This window comes from Lentzea sp. NPDC005914 (assembly GCF_040629405.1).
Taxonomy (GTDB): Bacteria; Actinomycetota; Actinomycetes; order Mycobacteriales; family Pseudonocardiaceae; genus Lentzea.
In genome coordinates this window covers 16,669-31,825 of the sequence record NZ_JBEXVQ010000023.1, presented here as the reverse complement: position 1 = coordinate 31,825, position 15,157 = coordinate 16,669, and the positions used below count along the sequence as shown (strand labels likewise).

Below are 15,157 nucleotides of genomic sequence, written 5' to 3'. Positions count from 1 at the left end.
GCCTCTCCTGACGGCCACCGTTGAAACGAAATCTCGCTCGCCGTGGTCAGCCTCGCGCTGGCCACGGCGTTCATCGGCGCCACCCTTGCAATGACTCGTTTGCGGACGAAGTCCAAAGAGTCATTGCAAAGATGCAGGTCACAGGCGGCTCCGGACTGATATATCGGCCGATATATCAGTCCGAGGAGGAGGAGGAGGAGGAGGAGGAGGAGGAGGGCGGGGAGCCGGGTCCGTCGCCGATCACCGCGCGCGACACCTGGGCGTGCGCGAGCCGTCGCACCGCCTTGAGGACGGTGTCGCCGATCAGGGTGCCGATGACCATCGCCTCGATGACGTCGTCGCGCGAACCCTGCCGGGCGATGTAGTCGAGGTCGGCTTGAGCGATGATCTTCAGCCCCTCCAGGTAGGGGTCGAGCAGCTCGCCGAAGTGGTCGTGCCCGACCGAGCGGGCCGCGGACAGCGCGGCGGCCAGCATGTGGGTCACGTTGCTCTGGGTCACGTCGACGCAGTCGGACTCGCCCTGCCGCGCGAAGAAGGCCTGGGTGTCCTCCACGGCGAGCGGGTCCAGCTCGACCGAGCCCGGCTGGCTGATCGCCTCCTGCACGGCGCCGAGCTTGTTGTGCAGTGAGTCGTCGCGGGTGTCGACAGCGGCGAGAACCTCGCGCACCGACGCGATGGACAGGCCGCCGACGTCCACGAGGGCGCGCACCAGCCGTAGGCGGCGAAGGTGCTCGTCGTCGTAGTGGGCCTGATTTGGGCTGGTCAGCACGCCGGCGGGCAGCAGTCCCTCGCGCAGGTAGTACTTGATCGTCGCCACCGGGACGCCGCTTCTCTTCGAAAGCTCGCCAACGCGCATATGGATAGTGTACCTTTCCGATAGCGGAGAGCGCCGCTATCCATTCACTGAAGGTCCAACGCAGGGGGCTCCGATGTTGAAGACCGCGTACAACTGGCACCGCCCGTTAATGCTCTTCACGCTGTCCATGGTCGTACTGACTCCGGTCGCCGCGCTCGGCATGCTGCTGGACGACCGGATGCTGCTCGACTCGCCGATCTGGTTCAAGCCGTTCAAGTTCGCGGTGTCGTTCACGCTCTACAGCGCCTCCCTGGCGTGGTTCACCAGCCTGCTCCAGGGTCGGCTGCACAAGATCGCGTGGTGGCTCGGCACGGTGTTCGCGGCGGCCGGCGTCGCCGAGATGGCGATCATCGTCACGCAGGTGACCAGGGGGAAGCGCAGCCACTTCAACTTCGAGACACCGCTGGACGGTGCGTTGTTCGGCGCCATGGGCCTGCTGGCCATGGTCCTGTTCAGCACGAGCCTGGTCATCGCGGTGATCCTGTTCCGCAAGAAGTTCGACAACGCCGCCCAGAAGTGGTCGGTCCGGCTCAGCCTGCTCATCGCGCTCGTCGGCATGAGCGTCGGCTTCCTCATGACCCAGCCGCGCGCCGGACAGTCCCCGGCGAAGGGCATCGTCGGCAGCCACTCGATCGGCGGACCCGACGGCGGCTCGTACATGCCGCTCACCGGCTGGAGCACCGTCCACGGCGACCTGCGCATCGGCCACTTCATCGGCATGCACGCGGTGCAGGTGCTGCCCTTGCTGATCTTCTTCGCCGGCCGGTGGGCCAACGCGCGCCTCGCGTGGGTGCTCAGCGGCGGCTACCTCGGCATGACCCTGCTCTTCATCTGGCAGGCGCTGCGCGGTCAGTCGCTCATCAAGCCTGACGCGCTCACTCTCACCGTTGCCGCCGCCCTTGTCGTCGCGACCGCACTGGGCGTGGCGTGGGCACGGCAGTCGCCCAACCAGAACAACAACAAGGAGCTCGTGCACGCATGACCGCCACCCTGTTCAGCCTGACGTTCCTGCTGGCCGCGCCGTTCTGGGCGCTCATGATCTTCGCGCCGAAGTGGTCGTGGACGAAGAGGATCGCCGAGTCGTACCTGATCATCCTGCCCATCGTCGCGATCTACGTCGTGCTGATGATCCCCGTGCTGCCGGAGCTGCTGCCGCTGGTGACACGGCCCGAACTCCCCGCGCTGGCCAAGTTCATGAGCACCGACACGGGCGCGACGCTGGTGTGGGCGCACATGCTCGCGTGGGACCTGTTCGTCGGGCGCTGGATGTACCTGGAGGGGCGTCGCCTGAACGTCCACCCGCTGGTCATGGCACCCGTTCTGGTGATCACGATCCTGCTGGCCCCCGTCGGGTTGCCGCTGTTCCTGATCGTGCGCAAGGTGTGTGACGCAACGAACAAGGGTGCCACTGTGGTTACTCACCAGTAACTAGGGTTAGAGTTGGCGTTACCGACCGGTAGGGATGTCGCGCACCCCCTGCCGGAGTGGACAGAGTTGTCACCACAAGTGGAGGAGACGCCGTGGCCGCACCAGCAGCGCCGGCACGCGTTCGGAACGTGGTCTTCGTCGAAGGTGTCCGTACGCCGTTCGGCAAGGCCGGTCCCAAGGGCATTTTCGCCGAGACCCGTGCAGACGACCTCATCGTGAAGGTCATCCGTGAGCTGCTGCGCAGGCACCCCGAGCTGCCGCCGGAGCGCGTCGACGAGGTCGCCATCGCGGCGACCACGCAGATCGGCGACCAGGGCCTCACGCTCGGTCGCACGGCGGCGCTGCTCGCGGGCCTGCCGAAGTCGGTCCCCGGTTACTCGATCGACCGCATGTGCGCGGGCGCGATGACCGCTGTGACCACCGCGGCGAGCGGCATCGCGTTCGGTGCCTACGACGTCGCCATCGCCGGCGGCGTCGAGCACATGGGCCGGCACCCGATGGGCGAGGGCGTCGACCCGAACCCGCGCTTCCTGTCGGACCGGATCGTCGACACCAGCGCGCTCGTCATGGGCCAGACCGCGGAGAACCTGCACGACCGGTTCCCGCACATCACCAAGGAGCGCACGGACGCCTACGCGGCCGCCTCCCAGGCCAAGTACGCCGACGCGGTCAAGAACGGCAAGATCGGGCCGGAGCTCGTGCCCGTCGCGACCCGTTCCGCGGAGCACGGCTGGGGCCTCGCGACGGCCGACGAGCCGCCGCGTCCGGGCACCACGGTCGACGACCTCGCCAAGCTCAAGACGCCGTTCCGCCCGCACGGCCGGATCACCGCGGGCAACGCGGCCGGTCTGAACGACGGCGCGACCGGCTGCATCCTGGCCGAGGAGGAGACCGCGCGCGAGCTCGGCCTGCCCATCGGCATGCGGATGGTCGGCTACTCGTTCCTGGGCGTCGAGCCCGAGGTCATGGGCATCGGCCCGGTGCCGGCCACCGAGAAGGCTCTCGAGCGCGCCGGTCTGTCCATTGAGGACATCGGCCTGTTCGAGGTCAACGAGGCGTTCGCGATCCAGGTGCTCGCGTTCCTCGACCACTTCGGCATCGCCGACGACGACCCCCGCGTGAACCAGTGGGGCGGCGCGATCGCGACCGGTCACCCGCTGGCTTCCAGCGGCGTGCGTCTGATGACGCAGCTGTCGCGCCAGTTCGCTGAGCGTCCGGACGTCCGTTACGGCCTCACCACCATGTGCATCGGTATCGGCATGGGTGGAACGGTCATCTGGGAGAACCCGAACTGGAGTGGCAAGTGACCATCACCGCTGAGGAAGCAAAGGCGATCTTCCCCGACGAGGTCGTCACCGTTGCCAAGACCCGGCTGATCTCGGTGCCGGGCCTGGACAAGCCGGTCGCGTTCATCACGATCGACAACGGCCTGGACCACACCCGTCCGTCGACGTTCGGCCCGCAGTCGCTCGTGTCGCTCGGTGCGGCGTTCGACGAGGCGTACGCGGCGGGTCCCGCCGCCATCGCGGTGACCGGCAAGCCGTTCATCTTCGCCGTGGGCGCGGACCTGACGGCCGTCGAGCAGGCGACCGACCGTTCGCAGGGCGTGACGATCGGCAAGCTGGGCCACGAGGTCTTCAAGAAGTTCACCGACTCGGACATCCCGACCTTCGCCTTCGTCAACGGCGCGGTCATGGGCGGTGGCCTCGAGCTCGCGCTGTCGTGCCACTACCGCACGCTGGCGTCGAACGCGGCCGCGATCGCGCTGCCCGAGGTGTTCCTGGGCTTGTTCCCGGGCTGGGGCGGCACGCAGTTGCTGCCGAACCTGATCGGCGCCAACGACGCCGTGACGGTGATCTTCGAGAACGCGTTGAACCAGAACAAGATGCTCAAGCCGAAGGAAGCTCTCGCGCTGGGCATCGCGGACGTGCTGTTCGACTCCGCGGACTACCTGGAGCAGTCGCTGCTGTGGCTGTCCGGTGTGGTGCGTGGCGAGATCACCGTGCCGCGCAAGGAGATCGACCGCGGCGAGGCGTGGGACGCCGCCGTCGCGCGGGCGAAGGCCATTGTGGACGGCAAGACCAAGGGCGCGGCGCCGGGTGCGTTGAAGGCCCTGGAACTGCTGGAGCTGGCCCGCGAGAACGACCTGGACAAGGGCTACGCCGCCGAGACCGAGGGCCTCGCGGACCTCGTCATGAGCGACGAGCTGCGTGCCGGTCTGTACTCGTTCAACCTGGTGCAGAAGCGCGCGAAGCGTCCGGCCGGCGCGCCGGACAAGTCGCTGGCGCGCAAGGTCACCAAGGTCGGTGTTGTCGGCGCCGGTCTGATGGCGTCGCAGATGGCGCTGCTGTTCATCCGCCGCCTGCACGTGCCGGTCGTGCTGACCGACATCGACCAGGCGCGCGTGGACAAGGGCGTCGGCTATGTCCACAGCGAGATCGACAAGCTGGCGTCGAAGAAGCGGATCTCGCCGGACGAGGCGAACCGCCTGAAGGCGCTGGTGTCCGGTTCGCTGGACAAGGCCGCCTTCTCCGACGCCGACTTCGTGATCGAGGCCGTGTTCGAGGACCTGGGCGTGAAGCAGCAGGTCTTCGCCGAGGTCGAGGAGCACGTCTCCCCCGAGGCCATCCTCGCCACGAACACCTCCTCGCTGTCCATCACGGACATGGCGTCGAAGCTCAAGCACCCCGAGCGGGTCGTGGGCTTCCACTTCTTCAACCCGGTCGCGGTCATGCCGCTGCTGGAGATCGTGCGCGCCGAGCAGACCGACGACGCCACGCTGGCGACGGCGTTCGCGGTCGGCAAGCAGCTGAAGAAGTCCTCGGTGCTCGTGAAGGACGCGCCCGCGTTCGTCGTGAACCGCCTGCTGACCCGCTTCATGGGCGAGGTCATCAAGTCGGTCGACGAGGGCACCTCCTTCGAGGTCGCCGACAAGGCCACCGAGCCGCTCGGCCTGCCGATGTCGCCGATGATCCTGCTGCAGCTGGTCGGTTCCGCCGTCGCGCTGCACGTGTCGGAGACGATGCACGGCGCGTTCCCCGACCGCTTCTCGGTGTCGGAGAACATGAAGAAGTTCGTCGCCGCGGGCAAGGGCGCTGTCTGGCAGTGGGACTCCGCCGGCAAGCAGACCGTCGACCCCGAGGTCCAGGCGCTGTGGGAGTTCGGCACCTCGCCGCTGACCGGTGACGAGGTCAAGACCCGCGCGCTGGAGGCGTTGGCCGAGGAGATCCGGATCATGCTCGACGAGGGCGTGGTCGCGGAGGCGCAGGACATCGACCTGTGCATGCTCCTGGGCGCCGGATGGCCGTTCTGGCTGGGCGGCATCACGCCGTACCTGGACCGTGCCGGCATCTCGGAGAAGGTGACGGGCAAGCGGTTCCTGGCACCGGGCGTGGCTTCGGTCCCCGCCTAGGTCGCTCGTACGTGAAGCCCCGGCTCCTCCTCGACGGAGCCGGGGCTTTCCCGTGTGCTCAGGCTTGGTAGACCAGCTTTTCCGGTGCCTGGCCGCTGCCCCACGCCTTGGCGAGCTTGCCGGCGGCGGCGCGGAAGACCCCGTCGGTGTTGCCGTCGTCGGGCAGGATCGTCTCCGCCTGCTTGTCGAGGACGAGGTGGCGCACCGCTCCGCCGTCGGTGTGGAACCGGTAGCGGACCGCGGTCGCCGTCTCCTCTTCCTTGTGCAGGTACACGAGCATCGCCATCCGGCACTACCTCCACGGCTTGCTGAAGTCTTCGTCACCCGACGGCGGAATCTGGCTCTCCCACCGGGAAACCTGGTTCGCCGCCGCGTGCGCGTCCCTGTACGACGCGTTCGGGTTCTGCTGCCAGTACCGGCTCTCGGCGAGCTCGTGCTCCAGCAACGCGACGTCCTCCGGCCGCTGCCTCCCGGCACGAAGGCGCAGCCACGCCTCCGCCATGTCCGGATTGGAGTCGAACCGGGCCATCACCGTACCGCCGGCGTCACCCTCGAGCGGGTGCAGGTCCTCGAAGACGTGCTTCTTGATCTGCTCGATCTCGGCGGGCGTGAAGCCCCGGCTGCCGTCCGCCCGTGGCACGTCACCGACGTTGCGCGCGACGTCGCCGACGTCGTCCGAGCCTCTGATCGACTGGTAGGCGTCGTCCGCCCACCGCTCGGTCCGCTCGTACGACTTGATGGAGCCGTCGTTCTTGGGCCGCGCGCCACCGGTCTGGCCGGGTACCGGCGCCTCGTCACCCCTGCGGGCCGGCTTCTTGAGGTCGTCCATCACCTTGCGGACACGCCGGAAGACGTCGCCGAGCTGCCGCAGCAACGGCATCAGCTTGTTGATCGTGCGCACCAGCTTCTTGATGATGTCGCCGATCTTCGCGCCCCACCTGGCGACCGCCGACGCCGCCTGCGCCGCGACCAGCGGAGCCGCGAACCCCGCCGTGGCCGCCACCTCGGCCGCCCACACGATCAACCGCCCGACCAGGTCCGCCACGAGATCGCGGACGAACTCCCGCACCACGCCGACGACGGTGCCCGCCATCTCGACGGCGGACCCGAACCCGTTCGCGGCGCTCGACGCGCCCTTCAGCACGTCCGCGGTCTTGGCCGCGGCCGCCCGGTACGCGTCGCCGGCCGCACCCTGCCAGCCCGAGGTGTCCGCTGCGACGTCCCGGACGTAGTCGTCGTGGACCTCGCTCACCGCGTTGCCGACGTTGTGCCACGTCCTTCCGTGCGCGCCGACCAGGTCGGCGTTGCCCGCCAGCCAGTCCAGGGCGTCCGACAACGGTTTGACGTGCTCGATCAACCAGGACACGCCGGCCGAGAGCAGCGACCCGAGCGGGTCGACGTAGATGCTGAGCCCTTCGAGCGCGACACCGGCGACACCGAGCCCGATGTCGATCCAGTTGCCGCTCTCGATGCCCGCCTTGAGATCCGCCGCCGAGTCCGCGATGCCGATCCCGGTGTGCCAGGTGGTGCTGTCCTCCTCCTGGGCGATCAGCGGGTTGTTCACCTCAGGCCGCCGAACGTCACCGCTCCGTCGTCATCGCGGCGTTCGTACTCGTCCGCGGTGTGCCGGATGTTGGTCGCGATCTCGGTGACGCCGGTGTCACCCGCGACGAGCGCGTCGTAGGCCTGCTGCTCGATGTCCCTGATCAACGGCGGCAGGAAGGCGCAGATCTTCCCGTACGCGGCGTCGTCCATGTTCACCTGGCGCGCGGCGTGCAGGGCCTGGCCGAGTCGCTCGGCGAGGCCGTCGAGCTTGCTCGCGTGCGACCGCAGCTCGGTCGGCAGAACGTCGAAGCCGGTCATCCTCACCACCCCGGCCTGACGTAGGACTCGTCCCCGAAGTCGTCATCCGGTCCTCGGCGCGGACGTTCCGGGGGCGGCGCGTCGCCGAACTTCTCCCGGTAGCTGTCGACGACCATCTGCCTGGTCTCCGGCAGGTCGTCTCCCACCGCGGCCGTCGTCGCCTCCCGCACCTGCTGCGCGATACGCGACTGCGCGGTTCTGATGCACCCCATGACCAGCGGCCCGAGTTCTCGCGGCGGCACGCTGCCCACCCGGTCGCCGAAGCGGACGTCGATCGGCTTGCCGGTGGCGTCGACGGTCACCGTGACAGCGCCGTTCGGGCTGGTCTCGGTCACCTGGATCCGGTCTACCTGCGTTTTCAGCCGCTGCAACCGGTCCGCGCGTTGCCGCAGGCCTTCGACCCACTCGTCGACCCCGCGTTCGACCTGTGCCGGATCGCCGTTGAACAACGTGTCCCACTGAGGTTCTGGCATGTCGTCACCCCCCGCGTTCGGTTATAGCGGGTGGTTGATCGACTCGCCAACGGGTTCGGAGTTCCCTACTCCTCGATCTCCGGCTGGTACTGCTCCGCGCTGCCGTCCTGGCGGATGAAGTAGGCCTCGATGTTGGTCGCGCGCAGCGTCACCTCGGACCCGGCCACCAGGTCCCGGTAGCGCAGCAGGTCCGGCAGGCCCATCGCGACGATGTCGAACGGGTGCTTCTGGCGCAGCATCAACGACCTGCGCAACGCCTCGCTGAACGCCCGGCGCGGTGAGTCGTCGTCCTCGGGGACCTCCACCAGCGCGCCCTCGAGCTGACGTTCGAGCGCGGCCCGCACGTGGTCCGCCGTGCACCAGGCCGCGATCTCCGTGAGAGTCATGTGTCCCGTATCGGGGAAAATCGCGGGATCATTAGCAGTCGGGATGTTTCGATCAGGTCATGTTCTCGCGACCGGCGATCCTGGTCGACGTCGACGGCCCGCTGAATCCCTATCTGGCGAAGCCGACTCGGCGTCCGGCCGGCTACACCACGCACCGCATCCGTCCGATGGGGTTCTCCCGGCCGCTGCGCGTGTGGCTCGACCCGTCACACGGTCCGTGGCTGCTCTCTCTAGCCGCCGCGACCGGTGCTGACCTGGTGTGGGCGACGACGTGGGAGCACGAGGCGAACGAGTTCATCGGACCGCGTCTCGGACTGCCCGAGCTGGAGTGGATCGACTTCGGCGGCCGCGGCTCCGATCACCGCGACGGCCGGCACGGCAAGGTTCCCGCGATCACCGAGTGGGCGGGCACGCGGCCGATCGCGTGGCTCGACGACGAGTTCCAGCGGGGTGACGCCGAGTGGGCGGCCGCACGCCCAGGCACCCTGCTCGTGCCGGTCGACCCGCGCAAAGGCATCGGCATCGGGCACCTCGACCAGGTCGAGGCGTTCCTCACCGACCGTTAGCGGCCCTTCCTCATCAGGTGGGTCGCCTGCTCGCCCTCGGCGACCGTCAGCGGGCCGGATCCGTCCGGCTCGACGACGCCCAGTGCGGCGGCGAGTTCACGTCCGTGCAGGTCGACGGCGGCTTCCGCGAGTGCGGTCAGGTCCGTGATCGCGGAACGGGCGCGCGCCCAGCCGGTCAGGCCGGTCGCGGCGGCCACCAGCGCCGCGGGCCACCACAGGGTCGCGAGCACCAGGTACGGCACGGCCCAGGTGCCGGTCGCCACCGCGGCGGCGAAGGCGGCGTGCGCGTTGCCCAGTTCGGTCCGGGTGGTGTCCGGCAGGAGCAGCCACAGCCGTGGCCACCCGAAGGTCAGGTCGAGGCCGGCGCGATTCAGCGCGACCGCTTCGACGGCGTGCACCCGGTCGCCCATCCAGGTGGGTCTGCCCGGCTCCGCCATGGCCAGCCGGTTCACCCGGTGCGCGGCGGCGTCGACGCGGTCCTGATCCTCCCGCGAGCGCGGTTCCCGGCTGTCCGCTTCCAGCCGGCGGCGCTTCGCCACGAGCTTGTGCCACCGCGCGCGACGGCGGCGGACCAGCGGGGCCGCGAGCAGGCGTGGCCACTGGCCGAGCCACCACCGCCGGGTCAGACCGGCGAGAGCCTGGACGGCGAGACCGATTCCCGCGGCGGCGGCCAGGAACGCCATCACCCCGAGCACCTGCGCGCCGGCCGGCAGCTTCGTCAACGCGGTGGCCCCCGAAGTGGCGCGCTGGACCAGCAGCGTGTGGTCCCACGCCCTTGCGTGCCCGAGACTCACGGCGGGCCAGGCAGCCAGGATGAAGAACGCGCCCGGCAACGCGAGCAGGCTGAGCCACCTCTGGGCCAGGACCTTGGCCAGCTCCTGGAAGAACCCACCCATCGCGGTTACGCCCGTCGCATGGGCAGGCCGGTCACCCGGCAGCGCGGCAGGGCACCCGCCGGCGGCGGCACCTCGATCCGGTCGCAGGCGCCGTCCGGGCAGCCGAACCGCTCCTCGCTCGCCCGGCCGGGTCCCGTCCCGGGCAGGCCTGCGCCCAGCGCGCGCAACGTCGTGTCGGGGTCGGCGCCCAGCAACCGGCTGAGCAGGCCGAGCACGGGCCGCCGGGAGCCGGCCTCGGTCAGAATCCGGTCCAGCAACTGCTCGCGGTCAGCCGAATGCCGTCGCGCCTCTTCGCGCAACGCGTCGACTTCCCCGCACAGACTCGTCAAAGCCGCCCGTTCCACATCCACGCCGGAAGATACTGTCAGATCGTGGCTCCAAGATCCGATGGCGCGCTGTCCCTGTCCGATACCGCGCTCAGGCTCTGGAACCGGGCGAAGGAGACCGGGACGCTCGACGACGTCGACCTCGCCATCGGTCTGGCCCGCAGAGCACTGGCCGCGGGCGGCACCGGCCACCCCGACCACCTCACCTTCCTGGGCAACGTGGGCACGTACCTCCTCACGAGGTTCAGCCTCAGCGGGCAGGTGGCGGACCTGGACCAGGCGATCAGCTACCTGGGTCAGAGCGTGGCGGTTCCCGGCGGGGCACATCACGCGTTGTTCTGCGGCAACCTCGGCGCGACGTACCTGGCGAGGTTCGAGATGACCGGTCAGGCGGCGGACCTCGACCGGGCCGTCGAGCACCTCGGCGCCGCGCTGGCCGGAGCGTCCCCGCACACCAGCACGTTCATCGGCAACCTCGGCGTGGCGCACTGGACCAGGTTCGGGACCGCCGGTGACCCCGCCGATCTCGCCCACGCCATCAACGCGTTCCGGCAGGCGGTCGCCACGGGCGGGGACGACTCCAACCGGGTGCTGTTCCTCGGCAACCTGGGGGCGGCGTTCCACTCCCAGTACGAACGCACAGGTGACCTGGCCGATCTCGACGAAGCCCTGGACGCCGCGCAGGGGGCGATCGCCGAGGGTCCGGGCAACCCGCACCTGGCGTTGTTCCTGAGCACGGCGGGGACGGTGCTGCTCGCCCGGTTCGAACGCACCGGCCGGGTCACCGACCTCGACCAGGCGATCGACCACCTCGAACGGGCGGTGGTGACCAACCCCGACCGGCACACCGGCATCGCGGCCCGCTGGTCCAACCTCGGTCAGGCCCTGGTGTCGAGGTTCGAACGCACCGGACGGCTGGCAGACCTCGACCGGGCCATCGACGCGGGCGAGCGAGCGGTCGCGCTGGCAGGTGACTCGCCCCGCACCTCGACCTGGCTCTCCAACCTCGGTATCTGCTACCAGACCAGGTTCGACCGCATCGGCCGGCTCACCGACCTCGACCTCGCCGTCGCGCTCAAGGAACGAGCGGTCGCCGCGACCCCAGGCGGGCACCCCGAGCTGGGGATCCGGCTGACCAACCTCACAACGGCGTACTGCGTGCGGTACGAGCGCACCGGCGTCCTCGCCGACATCGACCGGGCGGTCGAAGCCGGGAAGGGGGCTGTGGCCGCCATACCGGACGGCCACACCGGAAGGGCGACGGCTGTGGCGAACCTCGGCCTGGCCCACCACCACCGGTTCGACCGCACCGGAGACCTGACCGACCTCGAGCAGGCCGTCTCGCACAAGGAACGGGCGCTGGCGCTCACCCCCGCCGACCACCCGGGACGCGCGCTGACCGAGTCGAGTCTGGGGATCGCCTACCAGGCACGCCACGTGCGCACCGGCAGCCTCGCCGACCTGGACCTCGCCGTCGAAGCCGGCCGCTCGGCGGTCGCGGCCACCCCCTCCGACCACCCCGACCTCGGCCTGCGACTGAACAACGCGTCGTCCGCCTACGTCGAGAGGTTCGCGGTTCTCGGCGGTCTGTCCGATCTGGACAGTGCGGTCGATCTCCTCGAACGCGCGGTGGCGGCCACGCCGGACGACCACAGCCGGCTGGTCGTCTTCCTGAGCAACCTCGGGAACGCCTACCTGGAGCGGGGCAGGCGAACGCCCTCACTGTCCGATGTGGACGCCGCGATCGCCGCGCAACGACGCGCGATCGCCGCCACCCCAGCCGGCCACGCCGACCTGGCGCAACGCCTGAGCAACCTCTCGTCGATGCACCTGGAACGCTTCGAGCAGAACGGTTCCCTCGACGACGCCACCACGTCCGCGGGCCTCGCCCGGCAGGCGCTCGCCGTCATACCGGAGGGCCACCCGCTACGCGGAGGCTGCCTGTCGAACCTCAGCGCCGCCCATCAGGCCCGATATCGGCACACCGGCTCGGTGTCCGATGTGGACGAAGCGGTCGCGGCGGCCCGGCGGGCACTCGCGGTGACACCCGCGAACCACCCGGTCCGCGCGGCGCGGGTCTACCGTCTCGCGATCGCACAGCAGAACCTCCTGGACGCCGCCGGGCGACAGCCGGCCCGCGACGAGTTCGAGACGCTGGTCAGCGAGGTGGAAGGCCTGCACACGGCCCCGCCGCGCAGCCGGATCATGGCGGGCTGGACCGTCGGCCGGCTGGCCCAGTCGCTGGACGAGCCCGAGACCGCACGCCGTCTGCTGGACGCCGCTGTGCGGTTGCTGCCGGCGGTCGCCTCCCGCGAGACCCCGCACACCGACCAGGAGCACCGTCTCGGCGGGCGGATCGGGCTGGTGGGCGAGGCGATCAGCGCACACTGCGCGCTGGGCGACCCCGGCGGAGCGCTTCAGGTGGCCGAGCACAGCCGGGGTGTCCTGCTCGGCGCGCAGCTGGACAGCCGAACCGACCTGACCGACCTCACCGCCGCACACCCGGAGCTGGCCCGCCGGTTCCGCGACGTGCGCGACCGGCTCAACGCCCTCGACCTCGGACCGGACGTGGTCGAACGTCGCGCACGGCTGTGGGAGGAGTACGACGCCCGGCTGGCCGAAATCCGGCGGCACCCCGGACACGAACGGTTCCTGCTGCCGCGTTCGTGGGAGGAACTCCGGCCGTGGGGAGGAGTCGTGGTGCTCCTCAACGCCGGTCGCGGGCACGGCGACGCCATCGTCGTCTCGGACGGCGAGCCCGTGCACGTGCCGCTGCCACGGTTGACCGCGGCCGACGTCGCGTCGTGGGCGACAGACCTGTCCAACGCCATCAACGACCCCAGCGCGCTCGCGGGTGAGCTGCGACGCCAGCGGGTCGTGTCAGACCTGCTCACCTGGCTGTGGGACGCGGCCGTCGGCCCGGTGCTGGACGTCGCCGCACCCGCCGGCTCCCCGGTGCGGCGCGTCTGGTGGATGCCGACCGGCCGGCTCGGCCTCCTCCCCCTGCACGCCGCCACCCCACCGGGCGGGCCAGGCGCACTGGATCGCGTGATCTCCTCGTACACGCCCACCTTGCGCGCGCTCGCGAACTCACGCGGACGCGCGCCGGCGTCGGCACGCCGCCAGATCGTCGTCGCGATGCAGCACACCCCGGGTCTGCCGGACCTCCCCGCGACGGTCACCGAGGCGACCGGTCCGCAGTCGGGCCACCCCGGCACGTTGATCGGCGACGAACACGCCACGGTGGACCGCGTGCTGGCCGCGCTGCCGGTCACGAGCTGGGCGCACTTCGCCTGCCACGCGAGCACGAACCCCCGCACACCGTCGGAAGGCGGGCTCCACCTGCACGACGGCGTGCTGCCGGTCGCGCGGATCAACCGCCTCGAGCTGCACGAGGCGGAACTCGCGTACCTCTCGGCGTGCTCGACCGGGCAGACGGGCTGGCGGCACGCCGACGAGTCCATCCACCTGGCCTCGGCGTTCCAGCTGGCAGGGTTCCGGCACGTGATCGCGAGCCTCTGGCCGCTCGACGACAGGACCGCGGCCACCGCGGCCGAACGCTTCTACGCGCTCATGCCGCCCACACCGTCCGCCGACAACAGCCCGGACGTGCTGCACGCCGTGACGCGGGAGCTCCGCGCGACGTTCCCCGACCGCCCGCACCTGTGGGCACCGCTCATCCACAGCGGCGCATGAGTGCTCACTGGTGCAGCGCGAGCTCGGCGAACTCCTGGACGCGCGCGAGGGTGATGCCCTCGCGCTGCTCCACCGCGAGCGGATGATCAGTCGGCTCGAGCTCGATCAACGGCCGGACGCCGAGCTCCTGCGTGTGCAGGTTGGTCTTGAGGTTGAGCGTCGTGGGCTCGTAGCCGGGCAGGACCGTCGACAGCCACCCGAAGTACGGCGGCTCGTTCACGCGGGCCGGGTCCTCGAAGACCTCGCCCGTGCGGATGAAGTTCGCCTTCGACAGCGACACCCACACGCCCCACTCGAAGTCCTCACCGGCGTCGCGCACCGGCAGCACGATCCGGCCGCGCACGAAGTAGTGCTCGCCGTCGATCGAGCAGTGCTCGTCGCCGAGCACGTTGCCAGGTTTCCCGGCGAGCTCCGGCGACCAGTAGACGGGCGCGGCCATCGCGTAGGCGAAGGGCAGGCCGTCGTGCTCCTGACCGCAACACGTGCAGGTGAACGCCGAGGAGATCATGCACGCCAGCCTAGAGACGAACCGTTGCCGTCAAAGGCGTTTCGGCGCACTCGACCGTCAGACCTGACGGATCGGCACGACGTCCACGAGCCGGTCGAGGTCCTTGAAGTCCTTGACGTTCATCGTCAGCACAGGAATGCGCGCGACCGACGCCGTGGCCGCGATCTGCAGGTCCATCCTGCGCGGCCGCGGACTGCGCCCCGCACGCCGCACCAGCGAGGCCATCTGCCCGTAGATCTTGGCCTCCTCCACGCCGAACGGCAGCACCTCGAACGTCTGCAGCGCCGCGTAGTACCGCTCCGTGCGGGCGAAGCGCTCGACCGGGTCGTCCGTGTCGAGCCCGAACGCCAGCTCCGCGATCGTGACCGCGCTGAGGAACGGCTGGGCGTTCACGTACTCGCCCAGGTTCGCCCGCTCGAGCCTGATCAGCACACAGGTGTCGAGCAGGCAGCGGTTCACCTCTGCCACGGGTCTTCCAGCGGGTCGTCCGCGCCGAAGACCTCGTCAGCCGCCTTCCGGTCCGCCTCCCAGCGCTCCGCGTCGACCGGCGGCAGAGTGCCGAACAGCACCTGGATGTCACCGAGCGGCGGACGGGACATGGCTTCCTCCCGATACGGCGAGAGCTGCGCGACCGGCTTGTTGTTGCGGGTGACGACGAAACTCTCACCCGCCTCGACACGGCGCATGATCTCCGCGTTGTCGTTGCGGAGTTCGCGCTGCCCAATAGCTTTGAGCTGCTGCATAGCA

At 70.0% G+C, this 15,157-nt stretch carries 17 protein-coding genes; 6 read left to right on the top strand and 11 right to left on the bottom strand.

The window, feature by feature from the left end; all coding sequences use genetic code 11:
• Positions 1 to 175: 175 nt before the first annotated feature.
• Positions 176 to 856 (bottom strand): MerR family transcriptional regulator, encoded by a 681-nt coding sequence (locus tag ABZ345_RS29080; protein ID WP_359855381.1) that lies wholly within the window; start codon positions 854 to 856, stop codon positions 176 to 178.
• 73 nt (positions 857 to 929) lie between these two features.
• Here ABZ345_RS29080 and ABZ345_RS29075 point away from each other — a divergent pair, with 73 nt between their 5' ends.
• The 4 genes from ABZ345_RS29075 (at position 930) to ABZ345_RS29060 (ending at position 5,696) form a co-directional block, all read left to right on the top strand.
• On the top strand, positions 930 to 1,838 hold the full coding sequence (locus tag ABZ345_RS29075; protein WP_359855378.1) for a hypothetical protein: 909 nt from the start codon (positions 930 to 932) through the stop codon (positions 1,836 to 1,838).
• Positions 1,835 to 2,284, top strand: a complete 450-nt coding sequence (locus tag ABZ345_RS29070) for an ABA4-like family protein (protein ID WP_359855376.1) — start codon at positions 1,835 to 1,837, stop codon at positions 2,282 to 2,284. The genes ABZ345_RS29075 and ABZ345_RS29070 overlap by 4 nt, the downstream gene beginning before the upstream one ends.
• 92 nt (positions 2,285 to 2,376) lie before the next feature.
• Complete coding sequence (locus ABZ345_RS29065) at positions 2,377 to 3,591, top strand: thiolase family protein (protein ID WP_359855373.1); 1,215 nt, start codon at positions 2,377 to 2,379, stop codon at positions 3,589 to 3,591.
• Positions 3,588 to 5,696 carry a 3-hydroxyacyl-CoA dehydrogenase NAD-binding domain-containing protein gene (locus tag ABZ345_RS29060; RefSeq protein ID WP_359855371.1) on the top strand — a complete coding sequence of 703 codons (2,109 nt, stop codon included), beginning with the start codon at positions 3,588 to 3,590 and terminating at the stop codon, positions 5,694 to 5,696. Before ABZ345_RS29065 ends, ABZ345_RS29060 begins: the two co-directional genes overlap by 4 nt.
• A gap of 58 nt (positions 5,697 to 5,754) precedes the next feature.
• Here ABZ345_RS29060 and ABZ345_RS29055 read toward each other — a convergent pair whose 3' ends face one another.
• From ABZ345_RS29055 to ABZ345_RS29035, 5 genes are all read right to left on the bottom strand, one after another.
• Positions 5,755 to 5,982, bottom strand: a complete 228-nt coding sequence (locus tag ABZ345_RS29055) for a hypothetical protein (RefSeq protein WP_359855368.1) — start codon at positions 5,980 to 5,982, stop codon at positions 5,755 to 5,757.
• Between the two features lie 6 nt (positions 5,983 to 5,988).
• Positions 5,989 to 7,260 carry a hypothetical protein gene (locus ABZ345_RS29050; RefSeq protein WP_359855366.1) on the bottom strand — a complete coding sequence of 424 codons (1,272 nt, stop codon included), beginning with the start codon at positions 7,258 to 7,260 and terminating at the stop codon, positions 5,989 to 5,991.
• Positions 7,257 to 7,559 carry a type VII secretion target gene (locus ABZ345_RS29045; RefSeq protein ID WP_359855363.1) on the bottom strand — a complete coding sequence of 101 codons (303 nt, stop codon included), beginning with the start codon at positions 7,557 to 7,559 and terminating at the stop codon, positions 7,257 to 7,259. The genes ABZ345_RS29050 and ABZ345_RS29045 overlap by 4 nt, the downstream gene beginning before the upstream one ends.
• A gap of 2 nt (positions 7,560 to 7,561) precedes the next feature.
• Positions 7,562 to 8,032 (bottom strand): YbaB/EbfC family nucleoid-associated protein, encoded by a 471-nt coding sequence (locus tag ABZ345_RS29040; RefSeq protein WP_359855361.1) that lies wholly within the window; start codon positions 8,030 to 8,032, stop codon positions 7,562 to 7,564.
• 65 nt (positions 8,033 to 8,097) lie between these two features.
• A complete protein-coding gene (locus tag ABZ345_RS29035) occupies positions 8,098 to 8,418 on the bottom strand; it encodes a hypothetical protein (RefSeq protein WP_359855358.1) in 321 nt (106 codons plus the stop codon).
• A 59-nt stretch (positions 8,419 to 8,477) separates the two neighbouring features.
• On the opposite strand from ABZ345_RS29035, the gene ABZ345_RS29030 reads away from it, so the two are divergent.
• The gene (locus ABZ345_RS29030) at positions 8,478 to 8,984 is read left to right on the top strand and encodes an HAD domain-containing protein (protein WP_359855355.1); all 507 of its coding nucleotides are present in this window, start codon (positions 8,478 to 8,480) and stop codon (positions 8,982 to 8,984) included.
• On the opposite strand, the gene ABZ345_RS29025 is transcribed toward ABZ345_RS29030, so the two are convergent.
• Positions 8,981 to 9,880, bottom strand: coding sequence for a hypothetical protein (locus ABZ345_RS29025; RefSeq protein WP_359855353.1), 900 nt, complete (start codon positions 9,878 to 9,880; stop codon positions 8,981 to 8,983). The genes ABZ345_RS29030 and ABZ345_RS29025 overlap by 4 nt on opposite strands.
• Positions 9,881 to 9,885: 5 nt before the next feature.
• On the bottom strand, positions 9,886 to 10,230 hold the full coding sequence (locus ABZ345_RS29020; protein ID WP_359855350.1) for a hypothetical protein: 345 nt from the start codon (positions 10,228 to 10,230) through the stop codon (positions 9,886 to 9,888).
• 21 nt (positions 10,231 to 10,251) lie between these two features.
• Here ABZ345_RS29020 and ABZ345_RS29015 point away from each other — a divergent pair, with 21 nt between their 5' ends.
• Positions 10,252 to 13,902 (top strand): CHAT domain-containing protein, encoded by a 3,651-nt coding sequence (locus ABZ345_RS29015; protein ID WP_359855347.1) that lies wholly within the window; start codon positions 10,252 to 10,254, stop codon positions 13,900 to 13,902.
• A 4-nt stretch (positions 13,903 to 13,906) separates the two neighbouring features.
• Here the strand turns inward: ABZ345_RS29015 and ABZ345_RS29010 are convergent, their stop codons facing one another.
• The 3 genes from ABZ345_RS29010 to ABZ345_RS29000 are packed head-to-tail and all read right to left on the bottom strand — an operon-like array spanning position 13,907 to position 15,153.
• On the bottom strand, positions 13,907 to 14,410 hold the full coding sequence (locus ABZ345_RS29010; protein WP_359855344.1) for a DUF2199 domain-containing protein: 504 nt from the start codon (positions 14,408 to 14,410) through the stop codon (positions 13,907 to 13,909).
• A gap of 57 nt (positions 14,411 to 14,467) precedes the next feature.
• Positions 14,468 to 14,878 carry a type II toxin-antitoxin system VapC family toxin gene (locus tag ABZ345_RS29005; RefSeq protein WP_359855342.1) on the bottom strand — a complete coding sequence of 137 codons (411 nt, stop codon included), beginning with the start codon at positions 14,876 to 14,878 and terminating at the stop codon, positions 14,468 to 14,470.
• The gene (locus ABZ345_RS29000; protein WP_359855339.1) at positions 14,866 to 15,153 is read right to left on the bottom strand and encodes a type II toxin-antitoxin system prevent-host-death family antitoxin; all 288 of its coding nucleotides are present in this window, start codon (positions 15,151 to 15,153) and stop codon (positions 14,866 to 14,868) included. Before ABZ345_RS29000 ends, ABZ345_RS29005 begins: the two co-directional genes overlap by 13 nt.
• Positions 15,154 to 15,157 lie beyond the last annotated feature (4 nt).